Consider the following 17,307-nt stretch of genomic DNA (forward strand, 5'->3'; position numbering starts at 1 on the left):
TGTCCCCGCCGCAGGCCCGGGCGTGCCCCGGTCACCGTGCGTACCGCCGGAAGGGGGACCGCCCGGGTGGCTCACGCCGCCGCCGTCAGTTCCTCTCCGCGCTCGCGTGGTACGAAGTCGACCCTCGGGTGGCCGCGGTGCCAGCGCACCGACAGGCGCAGGTCGCCCATGCGGGCCAGGACCAGGCCGATGGTGACGGCGGCGGTGAGCGAGATCAGGCCGCCCAGGGCGAAGCCGACCCGGGCGCCGTAGGCGTCGGTGATCCAGCCGACCAGGGGGGCGCCGAGCGGCGTGCCGCCCACGAAGACCATCATGAACAGCGCCATCACCCGGCCGCGCATGGCCGGGTCGGTGGCCATCTGGACCGCGGTGTTGGCCGTGACGTTGACGGTCAGGCCGAAGACGCCGATCGGTGCCATCAGCAGCGCGAACAGCCAGTACGACGGCGCGAGCGCGGCCACGACCTCCAGCACGCCGAAGACGGCGGCGGCCCCGACCAGCACGCGCAGCCGGGCGGTGCCGCGGCGGGCCGCGAGCAGCGCTCCCACCAGGGAGCCGACCGCCATGACGGTGTTGAAGAGGCTGTACGCGCCGGCGCCCGCGTGGAAGACGTCGTCGGCGAAGGCGGACAGCCACACCGGGAAGTTGAACCCGAAGGTGCCGATGAAGCCGACCAGGACGATCGGCCAGATCAGGTCGGGACGGCCGGCGACGTAGCGCAGGCCCTCGCGGAGCTGGCCCTTGCCGCGCGGGGCGCGCTCGACGACGTGCAGTTCACGGGCGCGCATCAGCAGCAGTCCCGCGATGGGTGCGACGAAGGACAGCCCGTTGGCGAGGAACGCCCAGCCGGTGCCGACGCCGGTGATCATGACGCCCGCGACCGCGGGGCCGACCAGACGGGCCGACTGGAAGTTCGCGGAGTTCAGGCTGACCGCGTTCTGCAGCTGCTTCGGCCCGACCATCTCGGAGACGAAGGACTGCCGGGCCGGGTTGTCGACGACCGTGGCCAGGCCCATGGCGAAGGCGGCGACGTAGACGTGCCAGACCTGGACGTGCCCGGTGAGCGTGAGCGCGGCGAGCGCGAGGCCGGTGAGGCCCATCGCGGACTGCGTGCACAGCAGCGTCGGCCGCTTGGGCAGCCGGTCGACGAGGACGCCGCCGTAGAGGCCGAAGAGCAGCATCGGCAGGAACTGCAGGGCCGTGGTGATGCCGACGGCCGCGGAGGAGCCGGTGAGGCTGAGCACCAGCCAGTCCTGGGCGATGCGCTGCATCCAGGTGCCGGTGTTGGAGACGACCTGCCCCAGGAAGAACAGGCGGTAGTTCCTGACCTTCAGGGAGCTGAACATCGAGGACTTGCGGGGGGTGTCGGGAGCGGACCGGGAGTCGTGGGCGGTCGGTGCGGGGGCGGAAGCTGCTCCGGATCCCGTACTCAAAAGGGTTCGCCTCCTTGCGGCTGCTGATGTGCTGTGCTGCTGTCGTGCTTCGAGCTGTCGTGCCTTACAGATGGCCTTACGGACAGGTGGCCTTACAGATGTGCGAGCTTCTCCAGCACGGGGGCGGCAGCGCGCAGCTTCGCCCACTCGTCCTCGTCGAGGCCGTCGACCAGGCCGGCCAGGAAGGCGTTCCGCTTGCGGCGGCTCTCCTCGAGCATGGTCTCGGCCTGCTCGGTCTTGGTGACGACCTTCTGGCGCCGGTCCTCGGGGTGCGGCTCCAGACGGACCAGTCCCTTGGCTTCGAGCAGCGCGACGATGCGGGTCATCGACGGGGGCTGCACGTGCTCCTTGCGGGCCAGTTCGCCCGGTGTGGCGCTGCCGCAGTTGGACAGGGTGCCCAGCACCGACATCTCGGTGGGGCTGAGCGACTCGTCGACCCGCTGGTGCTTGAGCCGACGGGACAACCGCATCACGGCTGATCGCAGGGAGTTCACGGCGGCCGCGTCGTCGCCATGGGTAAGGTCCGGCATGTTCTTTAGAGTAACTCATTACTCTCGCTAAAGACCACCGCGGACACGCACATGGTCCGTGACTCCGGCCACTCCCGTGCGCCCACATCACTCATATGGGTGATACGGACGGGGAACGTGACACCTCATGCGGAACCGTGCCGGGACCCTCGTCTCCATGGGGACCAGCGTGCTCAGCCTGCGCATGGACCGCGAGTTGCTCGAACGGCTCCGGTCCCACGCCGCGAAAAGAGGAATGAGCGTCCAGGACTATGTCGTCCGGACGCTCATTCGAAATGATTTCGACGAACGGTTCCAGGCCGCCGTCGAGGAGACGGACCGGTTCTACGGGGTCACCTGAGCGCCCCGGCCGAGGGGCCCCGGGCCGTGGATCAGGTCAGCCCCAGGGCCGGCATCAGGTAGTAGAAGGCGAAGACCGCCGAGACCACGTACATCGCCACCGGGATCTCGCGGGCGCGCCCTACGGCCAGGCGCAGCACGACGAAGGTGATGAAGCCCATGCCGATGCCGTTGGTGATCGAGTAGGTGAACGGCATCATCAGCATCGTCACGAAGGCCGGGACGGCGATCGTGTAGTCCGACCAGTCGATCTCCCGGATCGAACCGGACAGGATCAGGAAGCCGACGGCGAGCAGCGCCGGGGTGGCCGCCTGGGACGGGACCATGGTGGCGACCGGCGTGAGGAACAGCGCGACGGCGAACAGCAGGCCGGTGACGATGTTCGCGAACCCGGTGCGCGCGCCCTCGCCGACGCCCGCCGTGGACTCGACGAAGCAGGTGGTGCCCGAGGAGGAGGTGGCGCCGCCGGCCGCGACGGCGATGCCGTCGACGAAGAGCACCTTATTGATGCCGGGCATCTGGCCCTCGGCGTTGGTCAGCTTGGCCTCGTCGCCGATGCCCATGATCGTGCCCATCGCGTCGAAGAACGACGACAGCAGCACGGTGAAGACGAACAGGACGCCGTTCAGCACGCCGACCTTGTGGAACCCGCCGAACAGGCTGACCTGGCCGACCAGGCCGAAGTCGGGGGTGGCGACGGGGTTGCCGGGCCACTTCGGGGCGGTCAGGCCCCAGGACGGCACGTGCGCGATCAGGTTGACGATCACGGCCAGCACGGTCATGGCGATGATCGAGATCAGGATGGCGCCGGGAACCTTGCGCACCAGCAGGGCGAGCGTGAGGAGCACGCCGAGCACGAAGACGAGGACCGGCCAGCCGTTGAGGTGGCCGTCCGCGCCCAGCTGGAGCGGGACGGTGGTGTGCGCCTCGTTGGGGATGCGGGAGACGAAGCCGGAGTCGACGAGGCCGATCAGCATGATGAACAGGCCGATGCCGATGGCGATGCCCTTGCGCAGGCCGAACGGCACGGCCGCCATCACGCGCTCGCGCAGCCCGCTGGCGACCAGCAGCATCACGACGAAGCCGGCCAGGACGACCATGCCCATGGCGTCGGGCCAGGACATGCGCGGGGCGAGCTGGAGCGCGACGACCGTGTTGACGCCGAGCCCCGCGGCGAGCGCGATCGGGACGTTGCCGATGACGCCCATGAGCAGCGTGGTGAACGCCGCCGTCAGGACGGTGGCGGTGACCAGCTGGCCGTGGTCCAGCTGGTGGCCGTACATGTCCTTCGCGCTGCCCAGGATGATCGGGTTCAGCACGATGATGTAGGCCATCGCGAAGAAGGTGGCGAACCCGCCGCGGACCTCACGGGCCAGGGAGCTGCCCCGCTCGGAGATCTTGAAGTAGCGGTCGAGAGCGCCGAAGAGGGGCGGCGTTCCCGGCTTCTGCGGGGCGGGAACCTTGGCGGTGGCCGAGGTGGACATGCGGATGACCTCAAGGATGCGGGGAGGTACGTGAGTACCGGGCCGGGAAGGGGACCAAACGTGAACGAGTCCCGCCACTTCCGTCACCAGCAGGTTCCCCCCGGTCGACCTGTTGGTGTTTCATACGAAGAGAAGTAGCCAGACTCAGACCGTTTCAGTATGAACATATGAAGCACAAAAGGCTATCTCCGCGCGTAGACTCCTTGTTCCCTTCGAGTTGCTCTGTTCGTTTTGTCCTGTTCGTGCCGACCGGGCGCCTCGTCCGGGGCAGAGCCCGGCGCGCGCTCCCAGGGCGGGCGGTGCGGACCGGCGCCCGCCGACCGCGCGGGCGGTGCGGACCGGCACCCTGGCCCGCGGGCGCCGCGCCGTAAGCTGAGCCCATGGCGAAGTGGACCCCCAAGCACGAGGCGCCGGAGCCCCTGGAGGGCCCCGTGGTCGCCACCATCACCGGCGGCACGATCGTCTGGTTCGTCCTCTTCCTGGTCCAGATCCCCTTCTACGGCTGGTTCGACGACCACGACCACACCTGGTGGCTGTGGACCTGCCTGGCCGGCGGCTGCCTCGGCCTGGTCGGCGTCTGGTACGTGCGCAAGCGGGACGCGGCGATCAAGCGCGCGGCGGCGCAGCGCGACACGGCCCCGGCGGGCCGCCCGGCGTCGGCGGAGTAACCGCCCCCGCCCCCTCCCGGGGCCGTGAACGCCGCGTACGGCCGCGACCGCCTCCCCCGGTGGCCACCGCCTCTCCTGGCCGCGACCGCCGCGTAGGACCGCGCACCACCGCGCCGCGTACAACCGCCGCAGGACGTCCCTCATCCCCAGGTCGGATCTTGCCCCCGCCGGCCCGGGCTCTGCCCCCGCTCGACGAGTGAAGCCGCACATCGGCACGTACCGTCGAAAGCATGAGCCACACCGACGCGGGCGCGGAACTGGACCCGGTGCACCCCATACCCGTCCCGCCGGCCAGGACGGGCGGCCTGTCCTCCGCCGAGGTCGCCGAACGCGTCGCCCGCGGCGAGGTCAACGACGTCCCGGTGCGCAGCAGCCGCTCCCTCGCCGACATCGTCCGCGCCAACGTCTTCACCCGCTTCAACGCGATCATCGGCGTGCTCTGGCTGATCACCCTGTTCGTCGCGCCGATCCAGGACAGCCTCTTCGGCTTCGTGATCATCGCCAACACCGGCATCGGCATCGTCCAGGAGTGGCGGGCCAAGCAGACCCTGGACTCGCTCGCCGTGATCGGGGAGTCCCGGCCCACCGTCCGCCGCGACGGCACCGCCGCCGAGATCGGCACCTCCGAGATCGTCCTGGGCGACGTGATCGAGATCGGCCCCGGGGACAAGGTCGTCGTCGACGGCACCTGCGTCGAGGCCGACGGGCTGGAGATCGACGAGTCCCTGCTCACCGGCGAGGCCGACCCCGTCGTCAAACGCCCCGGCGACCAGGTCATGTCCGGCAGCTTCGTCGTCGCCGGCGGTGGCGCGTTCCAGGCGGTCAAGGTCGGCCGCGAGGCCTACGCCGCCCAGCTCGCCGAGGAGGCCTCCCGCTTCACCCTCGTCCACTCCGAGCTGCGCACGGGCATCTCCACGATCCTCAAGTACGTCACGTGGATGATGGTGCCGACCGCGATCGGCCTGGTCATCAGCCAGCTGGTGGCCAAGAACGACGACCTCAAGGACTCCGTCGCCCGCACCATCGGCGGGATCGTCCCGATGGTCCCGGAAGGGCTGGTGCTGCTCACCTCCGTCGCCTTCGCCATCGGTGTCATCCGGCTGGGCCGCAAGCAGTGCCTCGTGCAGGAGCTGCCCGCCATCGAGGGCCTGGCCCGCGTCGACACCGTGTGCCTGGACAAGACGGGCACGCTCACCGAGGGCGGCATGGACGTCACCGAGCTGCGGATGCTGAACGGCCACGCCGAGCCGTACGTGCGCCAGGTCCTCGGCGCGCTCGGCGAGTCCGACCCGCGCCCCAACGCCTCCCTCCAGGCGATCATCGACGCCTGCCCCGACAGCGAGGAGTGGCGCTGCGTGGAGTCGCTGCCCTTCTCCTCCGCCCGCAAGTACAGCGGCGCCAGCTTCAGCGAGGGCGACGGCGAGTCCAGCACGTGGCTGCTGGGCGCCCCGGACGTGCTGCTGCCCGACGGCTCCCCCGCCCTCACCGAGACCGGGCTCCTCAACGAGCAGGGGCTGCGCGTGCTGCTGCTGGCCCGCGCCGGGCGGGAGCTGGACGACCCGGGGGTGGCCGGCGACGTCACGCCCGCCGCCCTCGTCGTCCTGGAGCAGCGGCTGCGGCCCGACGCCGCCGACACCCTGCGCTACTTCGCCGACCAGGAGGTGCGCGCCAAGGTCATCTCCGGGGACAACGCGGTCTCGGTGGGCGCGGTGGCCGCCAAGGTCGGGCTCACCGGCTCCGCCGTCGACGCCCGCCGGCTGCCCGCCGAACGCGACGACCTGGCCAGGGAACTGGACGGGGCGACCGTGTTCGGCCGGGTCACCCCGCAGCAGAAACGGGACATGGTGGGCGCCCTCCAATCGCGCGGGCACACCGTCGCCATGACCGGTGACGGCGTGAACGACGTCCTCGCCCTCAAGGACGCCGACATCGGCGTCTGTATGGGTTCCGGCTCGGAGGCCACCCGGGCCGTCGCCCAGATCGTCCTGCTGGACAACAGCTTCTCCGTCCTGCCGTCGGTGGTCGCGGAGGGCCGGCGGGTCATCGGGAACATCACCCGGGTCGCGACCCTCTTCCTGGTCAAGACGGTCTACTCGGTGCTGCTCGCCGTGCTGGTGGTGTGCTCGCAGGTGGAGTACCCCTTCCTGCCCCGGCACCTGACCCTGCTGTCCACGCTCACCATCGGCGTCCCCGCCTTCTTCCTGGCCCTCGCCCCCAACACGGAACGGGCCCGCCCGCACTTCGTCCGGCGGGTCATGCGCTACGCGGTCCCGGGCGGCGTCCTGGCCGCCGTCGCGACCTTCGTGACGTACCTGATCGCCCGCCACCACTACACCGGCCCGGACGCGCTCGACGCGGAGACCAGCGCGGCCACCCTCACCCTGTTCCTGATCTCCATGTGGGTGCTGGCGATCGTCGCCCGCCCCTACACCTGGTGGCGGGTGCTCCTGGTGGCCGCCATGGGCGCGGCCTTCCTCGTCGTCCTGGCCGTCCCGGCCCTCCAGCGGTTCTTCGCCCTGAAGCTGGTGGGGACGGCGATGCCCTGGCTGGCGGTGGGCATCGCCGTCGTGGCGGCGGTGGTGCTGGAGTTCCTGTGGAAGTGGGTGGGGCGGCGCTTCACGGTGTAGCCCCTCTGCCAGGGAATCAGGTGCAGCCCCTCTGGCCGGGAATCAGTCGAACCAGCGGTCGCGGGCCAGTTCCTCCGTGCGGGACGGGTCCTCCAGCAGCGCGGCGACCTCGAAGCGGCGGGGCCACTGGCCCGCCGCCCAGGCGAGGCCCGCGGCGACACCCTCCAGGGTGGCCGCGTGCAGGACGCCGTCGTGCGTGAGGCGCCAGTCCAGTTCGGTGCCGTCCACGACGAGTTCCTCGTGCTCGACGTAGGTGACGGGCGTGCGGGGCCCGAGCAGGACCCCCACCGCCTCCGGTACGTCGTGCTCGGTCCCCTCGGAGTCCACCGAGCCGGTGACCGACTCGCTCAGGCGCCGCACCTGGAACAGGTCCGCCAGCTCGGCGGCGAGCGCGGGCCGTACCGGCAGCAGCGGAACGCCCGAGGTGAAGGGCAGCAGGTCCGGGGAGTCGCAGACCACGGCGTCGGCCGCGTCCACGACCTCGACCCGGCCGTCGACGACGGCCCGCACCTCGTCGGGCAGGGTGACCCGCTCCGGGTCCAGCTCGGCCAGCGCACCGTACAGGGCGTGCAACTGGGCGGCCGCCACCGGACGTTCGGGGTCGGCGAGGCGGTCGAGCAGTTCGGCGGCACCGCCCGGTTCGTCGAGCAGGGCGGCGACGGAGGTGCGCACTCCCAGGGCGCGCAGCACCTGTTCGTCGTCGAAGCCGGTGGCGTCGGCCTCTTCGTACAGGCCGCGCAGCAGCGGGTCGGAGCCCGCTGCGCGCAGACCGGCCGGGCGGCGCCCGCCGAGCACCGGGTGCCCGCGCAGCCACCAGGCGGTGTAGGGGCGTACGACCTCGTGGGTGCCGTCCGGCAGCAGGATGCGCACCGGCTGGGTGAGGGCGTCGCGCAGCGGCGGCCGGGCGAGCAGGGCCAGGGCCTGCGGCCACTGCTCGTCGTCCACCAGGTCCAGGTCGCGGACGGCGACGATCTCGGTGGCGACCGGCGGCACCGGGGTGTCCGGGAAGCGGTCCAGGACGTCCTCGCACCACACGTCGACCGCGTCGAGCAGCCCGGGGTCGTCGGGCTCGGGGAAGTCCCCCTCGCGCGGCTCCAGTTCGTCCGGGTCGAGGACGACGTCGGTGGCGCGGACGAGCGCGAAGTCCACGAGCACGCCGCAGGCGGCCAGCGGCTCTTCGCCCCACCTGGCGGCCAGTTCGGCGTCCACGGCGGGGAGTTCGCCCTCGCGCACGACCTGGGCGAACGGGCCGCCGGGGAAGAGCAGTTCGCCGGCCGGGGCGAGTTCGCCGTCCTCGTCGGCCAGGGCGAGTGCCCCGAGCCAGGGTTCGTCGCCCGGTTCCAGTCCCGCGTCCCTGACCAGGGCGAGGACGGTGTCGGCGAGTTCCTCGGCGTCCAGGGTGTCCTCGTCCCACGCGCCGCCGTCCTCGTCGAGGGAGGCGGCGACCGCGGCCCGCACCTGCGGGGTGGTGAGCACCGCGCGCGGCGTGGCGGGCAGCGCGCCCAGCTTCTCCAGGATCGGGTGGGCGGCGTCGGGGTGGGCGACCTTCAGGCCGAGGCGGGCCAGCACGTCCGGGTCGGCGAGGGCGGCGGCTTCCGCGGTGGGCAGCAGCACCTGCCGGGGACCGATCGTCGTACGCCCGTCCGCCAGGGGCACCGGCAGCCCGGAGAGCCGGTCCGGGTCGACGCCGGCCAGGCTGTCGTACAGCCGCCGCCACCAGTCCGGTTCCTTCTCCAGACCGGCCAGCCGGTCCACGGCGTCGGTCAGCGGCACGCGGGCCACGCCCAGGGTGCGCAGCTCCGCCCGGCGTTCGAGTCCGGCGGGCAGCAGGGTGGGCAGCACCTCGGCGAGGACCCGTACGGTCTCGGCGCCCGCGCCCTCCACGACCTCGGCGTCGCGGGGCCGCAGCGAGACGGGCAGGTCCTCCGCGTCCTGCCCCTCGGTCCGCTCGGCGGCGGGCGGCAGGAAGGAGGTGCGCGGCAGCCGTTCCAGGATCGCCTGGCGCAGCGTGCCGTCCAGTTCGCCCTTGCCGAGCGGGCCGGGCACGAGGCCGATGAGGGCCTCGGTCACCGGCCGCCACTCGGCGAGCAGTCCGGCGTAGGCGTCGGCGGCGCGCTGCGCCAGGAAGTCGGTGAGCGGCCCTGGCGCGGTGTGCCGGCGGGTGGTGTCCAGGGGGAAGGAGGCGATGAGCAGGGCGGGCACGCCGAGCGGTTCGTCACTCGGGGTGGGGGCGTGCAGGACCGGGCTGGTGCGCGGGGCGAGCGGGCCGCCGTCGGCGTCCACGGGGACGGCCCAGGTCAGGGACCAGTGGGGCCGCAGCCGCTCCTCCACCGGCCGGTCGGCGAGCAGGTCGGGGGTGAGCGGCCCGTGCGCTGCTGCCGTACGCCACCGGCTGGTGCCCCGCGCGCTGTCCTCCACGACGGTCAGCGCGCCCTCGGTGCGGCGGCGCAGGGTGCGCGCGGCGGCGTCGCCGACCTCGACGACGACCTCCTGAAGGCCGGGCAGGGCGAGGAGCAGCGCGTCGTCGACGGCGTGCAGCAGCCGTTCGGCGAGGTCGGCGGCGGCCGCATCGCGCAGCGGCAGGATGACGACCGTGTCGTACGGGTCGGGCGCGGTGCCCTCGGCGGCGAACGGGAGCCGCAGCAGCGGCACGTGGCCGTCGCGGCGGCGGATCTCGTCGCCGAGGCCGGGGCTGTGCCGGGCGGTCTCCTCGGCCAGGCCCCGGGCCTCGGCCAGGGACCAGCGCACCCCGCCGTGCCGGCCGATGACTGCGGGCTCGTCGGTGACGGCGAGCACGGCGGCGAAGCCGACGCCGAAGCGGCCCACGGAGGGCAGGTCGGACGCCGCGGTGTCCCGCTTGGCGGAGGCGCGCAGCGTGGACAGCGACTCCACGCCCGACGCGTCCAGCGGGGCGCCGGTGTTGGCGGCGACGAGGACCCCGTCGCGCAGGGTCAGGCGCAGCCGGCCGGGCACGCCCGCGCGGGCGGCGGCGTCGGCGGCGTTCTGCGCGAGCTCGACGACGAGCCGGTCCCGGTAGCCGCCGAGGACGAGGTCCTCCTCGGCGTTGGCGTCCTCACGGAACCTGGCCGGGCTGGTCGCCCAGGCGTCCAGCACACCGCGCCGCAGCCGCACGGTCCCGAACGGGTCCGCCCCGGCGGAGGGCTGCACCAACATGCTCACGTCGTTCATTCTCCTCACGAGGGTGAGGAAGAAGGTACCGCGCGAGCGGGCCGGGCAGGTGGCGAGCGCCGTACGCAGCGGGCCCAACCGGCTGCCGGCACCGCGGGCGGTCCTAGGAGTGCCCCAGCTCCGCCGTGTCCTCGTCGGAGGTGTCCGGCACCGAACCCGAGTCCCGGGCCGGGCGCAGCGGGAACGGGTCCACGCGGGTCTCGTCGACCACGGGCGGGGCCGGCTGGGGCGGCTTCGGCATGACGGCGGCCTCGGAGTGGCCCCCGCACCCGTACGTCAGGGAGACGACGCGGCCGTCCGCCGGGGCGAACTCGTTGGCGCAGACACCGAAGGCCTGGCCCAGCGAGCCGCCGATCGGCACCAGGAAACCGCAGCTCACGCAGGCTGCCGGGGCTGCCTGGGCCATCGGGGTCTTCGCGCCGTACGCCTCTTCCCAGCGGTCGGCGGCGACGTGCAGCCCGTAGCGGGACAGGACGCGGGCGCGGCGCATGCCCAGTTCCTCGGCGACCGCGGCGATCGAACCGCGCGAGGGGGCCGCGGGCAGGTTGCGCGGGGGGCCCGCGGTGACGTCGGCGTCCTCGGCCTCCGCCAGTTCCGCCATCCCGGCGGAGACGGCGGAGTTCGGCGCGGGCTCGTCCTCGCCGGAGAAACCGGGCTCGAGGCGCAGGTCCTCGGCATCGGTGGGCAGCAGGTCGCCGGGCCCCATGTCGCCGGGGCGCAGCCGCTCGCTCCAGGGCACCCACTCGGGGGCGAGGAGCGCGTCGGGGCCGGGCAGCAGGACGGCCTCGTCCAGGGTGACGATCTTCGCGCGGGAGGCCCGGACCACGGTCACCGCCCAGCGCCAGCCCCGGTAGCCCGGCTCCTTGCACTCGAAGAAGTGCGTGACGACGCGGTCGCCCTCGGACATCAGTCCCGCGTGCTCGCCGACGACGCCGGGGGCGGCCGCCTCCTCGGCGGCGGCACGGGCGAGGTCGACCGCCTCGGCGCACAGGCGGTCGGGGGTGCGGCTTCGCGTGGTCGCTGCGCTCACAGGTATCGCTTCTCTCCTACGCCGTCTGACGGGTGCGCCGGCCTGAAGGCGGCGGGGCGGACGGAGCGGACCCTGGACCGCGTCGACGTCCGCGCCCGATCGCGCTCGGGCGCACCTACGTCATCCATTCTGCGGTATGCACGTAAGGCGCGCGGCCGAGAACGTTCGCCACGGCGCGCTACGCACGCTACCTTCTCGCCGCCGCTGGGCCTACACCGACGGTCCCTTCACCCTCGCGCGGCGGGGGTCCGGCGCTCGGGGCGGAAGGGGTTCGGGGGCGGGCGAGGGGGGCCGGAGACGGCAGGTGGGCGGCCCGGGATCTGCCAGGGGGCGGGTGCAGAGGTGGCCGGGGGGGGGCGGTTTCGGAGGCGATCAGGGGGCGGTACGGGGCCTGCCGGGGGCCGGTACGGAAGCGATCCAGGGGGGCGGGAGCCGCCGGGGCCGGTACGGAGGTGGCCCGGGGGCGGTACGGGATCGGCGGGGACCGGTACGGAGACGGCCAGGAGCGGACGGGAGCGCGGGGGACCGTACGGAGACAGCCAGGAGCGGACGGGAGCGCCGGGGACCGTACGGAGACGGCCAGGAGCGGACGGGATCGCCGGGAACCAGTACGGAGACGGCCAGGAGCGGACGGGATCGCCGGGGACCGGTACGGAGACGGCCAGGGGCGGACGGGAGCGGCGGGGACCAGCACGGAGACGGCCAGGAGCGGACGGGATCGCCGGGAACCAGTACGGAGACGGCCAGGAGCGGACGGGAGCGCCGGGAACCAGTACGGAGACGGCCAGGAGCGGACGGGAGCGCCGGGGACCGGTACGGAGACGGCCAAGAGGGGACGGGAGCGGCGGGGAGCTTCCGGGATCGGTACGGGATCAGTCCGGGGCGGCATGGGGCGGCACGGGATCCGCCGGGGGCCGGGCCGGGCGGCAGGGGGGCGGGTGCGCCGCCGGGGTGCCCTGCCGGGTGCGTCCCGCGTGGCCCGCGGTGGGCGTGTTCGTCGGCCTCGCCCGGAGGGCGGTTCGGGATCCGTGCGGTTCGGGATCCGTGCCGTTCGGGATCCGTGCGGGGCCGGGTCCGAGGGGGCGCTCCGAGGCTGGGCGACGGTCGGACGGGGGCGCCTTGCCGGGTGTGTCCCGCCGGACCGGGGGCCGTCCGCAGGAGCGCGCCCATCAGCCTCGGCCGGGGGACGGCACGGGAGCAGCCCTGGCCGGGCCGGGGTTCGGCCGGGGCCGGGCAGAGGTCGGGCAACGGTGCCCGCCAGGGTGCCCTCTCGCGTGCGCCCCGCCTGGTCGTCCGCAGGCGCGCGCCCGCCGAGGTCGTCCGCCCGCCCGGGTACGCGCCCGGTGGCGTCGTCCGTAGGGGCACGCCCGTCGGGGACGTCGTCGGGGCGCGCCCGTGGGGGTCGTCGTAGGGGCGCGGCGGTCGGGGACGTCGTAGAGGCGCGCCCGTCGGGGTCGTCCGTCGGGGGTGTCGTCGCCGTTCCGTGCCGTAATGGCGCTACCTGCGGCCGTATCGGGGCACTATGACGGGGTGGCAGCCGCGAGGACGCCCCCAAAGACCGCAGGGCTCGGTGAGCCCGAGGAGGTGGCGGGGGGAAGCAGCCGGGGCAGCGGTTCGGGCCGGTTCGGCGGGTCCGTCCGCGCGGTGGGCCGTGCCCTGCGGCTGCCGTTCGCCGGTGCCGCGCGCGGGATCCGCCGGGTCACGCACGCGCACGGCGCGGGCGAGTCCGGGCTCGGCAAGCTGATCGAACTGCACGCGGTGAACGGCGCCGGCGACGTCATGATCACCGTGGCGCTCGCCTCCACCGTCTTCTTCTCGGTGCCCACCGACGAGGCCCGCGGCCGGGTCGCGCTCTACCTGGCCATCACGATGGCGCCGTTCACGGTCCTCGCGCCGGTGATCGGCCCCCTGCTGGACCGGCTGCCGCACGGGCGGCGCGCCGCGATGGCCGCCGCGATGCTGGCCCGCGCGCTGCTCGCACTGATCATCGCGGGCGCCGCGGCCGGCGGCGGCCTCGAGCTGTATCCGGCGGCGCTCGGCGTACTGGTCGCCTCGAAGGCGTACGGAGTGGTCAGGAGCGCCGTGGTGCCACGGCTGCTGCCGCCCTCGTTCTCGCTGGTGAAGGCGAACTCCCGGGTGACGCTGGGCGGGCTGCTGGCCACCGGCGTGGCCGCGCCCGTCGGGGCGGGGCTCCACCTGGTCGGGCCGCGCTGGCCGCTGTACGGCGCCTTTGTGATCTTCGTCGCGGGAACGTTCCTGTCCTTCTCGCTGCCCCGCAAGGTCGACTCGGCCAAGGGCGAGGACCGGGCGCGGCTCGCGGCGGACGCCGAGCGGCCGCACGGGCCGCGCCGCACACCGCCCCGGCGGCCCGGGCTGCGCAGCGTGGGCACGGCCGTCACGCACGCCCTGGCGGCGAACGCGGCGCTGCGCTGCCTGTCCGGCTTCCTGATCTTCTTCCTCGCCTTCCTGCTGCGCGATCACCCGCTGACCGGCGAGAGCGCGGCGGTCTCGCTGGGGATAGTGGGCGTCGCGGCGGGCGCGGGCAACGCGCTCGGCACGGCGGTGGGCGCGTGGCTGCGCTCGCGCGCCCCGGAGCTGATCATCGTGACGGTCGTCGCGATCGTGCTCGGGGTGGCGGTCACGGCGGCCGTGTTCTTCGGCGCGTTCCTGGTGGCGTGCCTGGCCGCGTTCGCCGGGTTCGGGCAGGCGCTGGCCAAACTGTCGCTGGACGCGCTGATCCAGCGGGACGTGCCGGAGGCGGTGCGCACGTCGGCGTTCGCCCGCTCCGAGACGCTGCTGCAGGTGGCCTGGGTGCTGGGCGGCGCGATCGGCATCGTCCTGCCTCTCAACGGCGTACTGGGCCTGTCGGTGGGCGCGGCGATCGTCGCGGCCGGCTGGCTGTCCACGGCCCGCGGCCTGCTCACCTCGGCCCGCCACAGCCCCCCGAGCCGCCCCCACCCGGCCTGACCGCCACCCCGTCCCGGCCCGCCGGGGGCCTGCCGGCCGCCGTCCCGGGGGCGGGGCCGAAGGCCGGGCCGGCTGCGGGGGATCAGGTCACGGGCGGGTGGGCGGGCGGCACGCCGTACCCCCGCGTGGGCGGTGGACTGGACGCGCCCGATAGCCTTCCGCCATGACCTCGCTGCAATCCGCTGTGCGACGCCGCCGCGCCGTCGCCGCCGCCGGCGCCGTTTCCGCCGGACTGCTTCTCCTGACGGCCTGCGACAAGCCGACGCCGATGGCCACGATCACCGTCGGCGACAACTCGGTGCACTCGGAGGCCACCTGCTACAACGACGGCAAGGCGATCAAGACCGCCGACCTGCCGAAATGCCTGAAGTCGGACAAGACCATCAAGGTCGACACCGACGAGACCGTCCGCTTCGGCGTCGACCCGGACATCGCGGACAAGGGCTGGACCATCCTGATGAACGGTCAGCCGCTGACCGAGACCAGCAAGAAGACGTACACGACCATCCCGGGCAGCGTGTTCTTCAACCCCCAGTACGGCGCCAGCGGGAACTCCACCTGGATCGCCGTCAAGGAGGGCGACAAGGACGTGACGGGCGTGTGGTCCTTCAAGCTGCAGAAGGACTCCTGACACGTCCTCCGTACGCGTACTCGTCGCCACCGCGGTCCCCGTCGAACGGGACGCGGTGGCGCGGGCGTTCGCCTGCGCGGGGCCGGCCCGTGAGGTGCTGCTGCCCGGCGTGACCGTGCACCGCTTCGGCGGCCACGACCTGATCGCGGCCGGGGTCGGCCCGGCCCTCGCCGCCGCCTCCACCGCGACCGCCCTCACCGCGGCGGCGCTCGGCGGCACCCCGTACGACCTGGTCGTCTCCACCGGCATCGCGGGCGGCTTCGCACCGGCCGCGAGCGGAAGCCTCACACCGTCCGCGGACGGAAGCCGCGCACCGGCCTCGGACGGAGACCACCCCTCGGAAACGCCCGCCGGCGCACCCGTCGGCTCACTCGTCCTCGCCGACGAGATCACCGCCGCCGACCTGGGCGCCGAGACCGGCGAAGGCTTCCTGCCGGTGACCGAACTCGGCTTCGGCACCGTCACCCACCGTCCGCCCGCATCACTCGTACGGGCCGCCGGTGCCGCGACCGGCGCGGCCACGGGCACGGTGCTGACCGTCTCGACCGTGACCGGCACCGCCGCCCGCGCCGACGCCCTGCGCGCCCGCCATCCCCGCGCCCTCGCCGAGGCCATGGAGGGGTTCGGCGTCGCCGAGGCGGCCGGTGCGCACGGCGTCCCCGTACTGGAGCTGCGCGCGGTCTCCAATCCCGTCGGCCCGCGCGACCGCTCCGCCTGGCGCATCGGTGACGCGCTCGCGGCCCTCACCGAAGGCTTCGGGAAGCTCGTCCCCGTACTGGAGAGTTGGAACCCACATGAGCCCGCAGAACGCTGACCGCCCGCAGAAGACCGACCGCCCGCAGGGCCCCGGCAGCCTGCGGATCGCCTACTCGCCCTGCCCCAACGACACCTTCGTCTTCGACGCCCTCGCCCACGGCCGCGTCCCCGGCGCGCCCGCCCTCGACGTCACCTTCGCCGACATCGACGTCACCAACGGCATGGCCGAGCGCGGCGAGCACGACGTGCTGAAGGTGTCGTACGCGGTGCTGCCGTACGTCCTGGGCGAGTACGCGCTGCTGCCGTGCGGCGGCGCGCTGGGCCGGGGCTGCGGCCCGCTGGTGCTGACCAGGGAGCCGGGCACCGACCTGAAGGGCCGTACGGTGGCGGTGCCGAGCGAGAGGTCGACGGCGTACCTGCTGTTCCGGCTGTGGGCGGCGGACACCGTGCCCGGCGGGGTCGGTGAGATCGTCGTGATGCCGTTCCACGAGATCATGCCGGCCGTGCGGGACGGGAAGGTCGACGCCGGCCTGGTGATCCACGAGGCCCGCTTCACCTACCAGAACTACGGCCTGCACAAGCTCGCCGACATGGGTGAGCACTGGGAGGACACCACCGGGCTGCCCATCCCGCTCGGCGCGATCATCGCCAAGCGGTCGCTGGGCGCGGACACCCTGAACCGGCTCGCCGCCTCGATCCGCGCCTCCGTGCGCGCCGCCTGGGACGATCCCGAGACGTCGCGTCCTTACGTCATGGAGCACGCCCAGGAGATGGACCCGGCCGTCGCGGACCAGCACATCGGGCTGTACGTCAACGAGTTCACCGCAGACCTCGGCGAGGACGGTTACGCGGCGGTCCGCGGACTGCTCACCCGTGCGGCGGCCGAGGGCCTGGTCCCGCCCCTCGGCCCCGACGCGCTGGCCTTCCCGTGAACGCGAACGGGACCGGGCCCGGGACCGGGCCCGGGAAGACCGTCGCCGGGGCTGGGACCGGGACGACCGTCACCGGGACCAGGACGGCCGTCGCTGGGGCGGGGGCTGGGGCCCGGACCGGGGCCGGGAGCGGCGGGGCGCCGCGTCACACGTCCAGCTGGTCGGCGACCGCCCGCAGCAGCCCGGCGACCTTCTTGCCGGAGGCCTTCTCGGGGTAGCGGCCACGCTCCAGGGTCTGGCCGACGCTCTCCAGGAGGGTCGTCAGGTCCTGCACGATGGAGAGCAGTTCGTCCGGCTTCTTGCGCTGCGCCGCCGCGACCGAGGGGGCCGGCTCCAGGAGCGTCACCGTCAGGGCCTGGTCGCCGCGCTGACCGGCGACCACTCCGAACTCCACGCGCTGTCCCGGCTTGAGCGTGTCTACTCCGGCGGGAAGGACCGAGGAATGGACGAAGACGTCGCCGCCGTCGTCGCGGGAGAGGAAGCCGAAGCCCTTCTCGCTGTTGAACCATTTGACCTTGCCAGTCGGCAAAGCACACACTCCCTCGATCGGTCCCGGACGCCGTTGAACTGCCGTCGAACCACCTTACCGGGGCTCTCCCCGCCCCATCACGCCCTTAACCACGCCCCGTGACAAGGCCTCTCGCCCGTGCGCCCCGAGTGGCGCAAAAGAGGCGCGGCGCGGTGGGGGGAAGTGTTGGCGACGCTCCGCGCCCGCGTCCGC

At 73.5% G+C, this 17,307-nt stretch carries 13 protein-coding genes; 7 read left to right on the top strand and 6 right to left on the bottom strand.

The annotated features are described in order from the left end of the window. Positions 1-71: 71 nt before the first annotated feature. Together AB0G56_RS11410 and AB0G56_RS11415 are read right to left on the bottom strand one after the other, a co-directional pair. Positions 72-1,433, bottom strand: coding sequence for an MFS transporter (locus tag AB0G56_RS11410; RefSeq protein WP_360967153.1), 1,362 nt, complete (start codon positions 1,431-1,433; stop codon positions 72-74). Between the two features lie 92 nt (positions 1,434-1,525). After that, on the bottom strand, positions 1,526-1,963 hold the full coding sequence (locus AB0G56_RS11415; RefSeq protein ID WP_360967156.1) for a MarR family transcriptional regulator: 438 nt from the start codon (positions 1,961-1,963) through the stop codon (positions 1,526-1,528). Positions 1,964-2,120: 157 nt separating this feature from the next. Here AB0G56_RS11415 and AB0G56_RS11420 point away from each other — a divergent pair, with 157 nt between their 5' ends. Then, positions 2,121-2,303 (top strand): ribbon-helix-helix protein, CopG family, encoded by a 183-nt coding sequence (locus tag AB0G56_RS11420; protein ID WP_360967159.1) that lies wholly within the window; start codon positions 2,121-2,123, stop codon positions 2,301-2,303. Positions 2,304-2,334: 31 nt separating this feature from the next. Here the strand turns inward: AB0G56_RS11420 and AB0G56_RS11425 are convergent, their stop codons facing one another. Continuing rightward, positions 2,335-3,786 (bottom strand): NCS2 family permease, encoded by a 1,452-nt coding sequence (locus AB0G56_RS11425; RefSeq protein ID WP_360967163.1) that lies wholly within the window; start codon positions 3,784-3,786, stop codon positions 2,335-2,337. Between the two features lie 380 nt (positions 3,787-4,166). Here AB0G56_RS11425 and AB0G56_RS11430 point away from each other — a divergent pair, with 380 nt between their 5' ends. Together AB0G56_RS11430 and AB0G56_RS11435 are read left to right on the top strand one after the other, a co-directional pair. After that, complete coding sequence (locus tag AB0G56_RS11430; RefSeq protein WP_360967166.1) at positions 4,167-4,454, top strand: DUF2530 domain-containing protein; 288 nt, start codon at positions 4,167-4,169, stop codon at positions 4,452-4,454. A gap of 230 nt (positions 4,455-4,684) precedes the next feature. Continuing rightward, entirely contained in the window at positions 4,685-7,081 is a 2,397-nt protein-coding gene (locus AB0G56_RS11435; RefSeq protein WP_360967168.1) for an HAD-IC family P-type ATPase, read from the top strand. Positions 7,082-7,123: 42 nt separating this feature from the next. On the opposite strand, the gene AB0G56_RS11440 is transcribed toward AB0G56_RS11435, so the two are convergent. Together AB0G56_RS11440 and AB0G56_RS11445 are read right to left on the bottom strand one after the other, a co-directional pair. Then, complete coding sequence (locus AB0G56_RS11440) at positions 7,124-10,270, bottom strand: molecular chaperone Hsp90 (protein WP_360967171.1); 3,147 nt, start codon at positions 10,268-10,270, stop codon at positions 7,124-7,126. Positions 10,271-10,373: 103 nt separating this feature from the next. Continuing rightward, a complete protein-coding gene (locus AB0G56_RS11445) occupies positions 10,374-11,300 on the bottom strand; it encodes a DUF3027 domain-containing protein (protein WP_360967173.1) in 927 nt (308 codons plus the stop codon). A gap of 1,530 nt (positions 11,301-12,830) precedes the next feature. On the opposite strand from AB0G56_RS11445, the gene AB0G56_RS11450 reads away from it, so the two are divergent. From AB0G56_RS11450 to AB0G56_RS11465, 4 genes are all read left to right on the top strand, one after another. Beyond that, entirely contained in the window at positions 12,831-14,267 is a 1,437-nt protein-coding gene (locus AB0G56_RS11450; protein WP_360967176.1) for an MFS transporter, read from the top strand. Between the two features lie 163 nt (positions 14,268-14,430). Continuing rightward, a complete protein-coding gene (locus tag AB0G56_RS11455; RefSeq protein ID WP_360967179.1) occupies positions 14,431-14,898 on the top strand; it encodes a DUF2771 domain-containing protein in 468 nt (155 codons plus the stop codon). 55 nt (positions 14,899-14,953) lie between these two features. Continuing rightward, on the top strand, positions 14,954-15,712 hold the full coding sequence (locus tag AB0G56_RS11460; protein ID WP_360967182.1) for a futalosine hydrolase: 759 nt from the start codon (positions 14,954-14,956) through the stop codon (positions 15,710-15,712). Then, positions 15,693-16,586, top strand: a complete 894-nt coding sequence (locus AB0G56_RS11465; RefSeq protein ID WP_360967185.1) for a 1,4-dihydroxy-6-naphthoate synthase — start codon at positions 15,693-15,695, stop codon at positions 16,584-16,586. Before AB0G56_RS11460 ends, AB0G56_RS11465 begins: the two co-directional genes overlap by 20 nt. A gap of 145 nt (positions 16,587-16,731) precedes the next feature. Here the strand turns inward: AB0G56_RS11465 and AB0G56_RS11470 are convergent, their stop codons facing one another. Next, positions 16,732-17,115, bottom strand: coding sequence for a cold-shock protein (locus AB0G56_RS11470; RefSeq protein ID WP_037856949.1), 384 nt, complete (start codon positions 17,113-17,115; stop codon positions 16,732-16,734). Positions 17,116-17,307 lie beyond the last annotated feature (192 nt).

It is taken from the genome of Streptomyces sp. NPDC021356, from assembly GCF_040641015.1.
Taxonomy (GTDB): domain Bacteria; phylum Actinomycetota; class Actinomycetes; order Streptomycetales; family Streptomycetaceae; genus Streptomyces.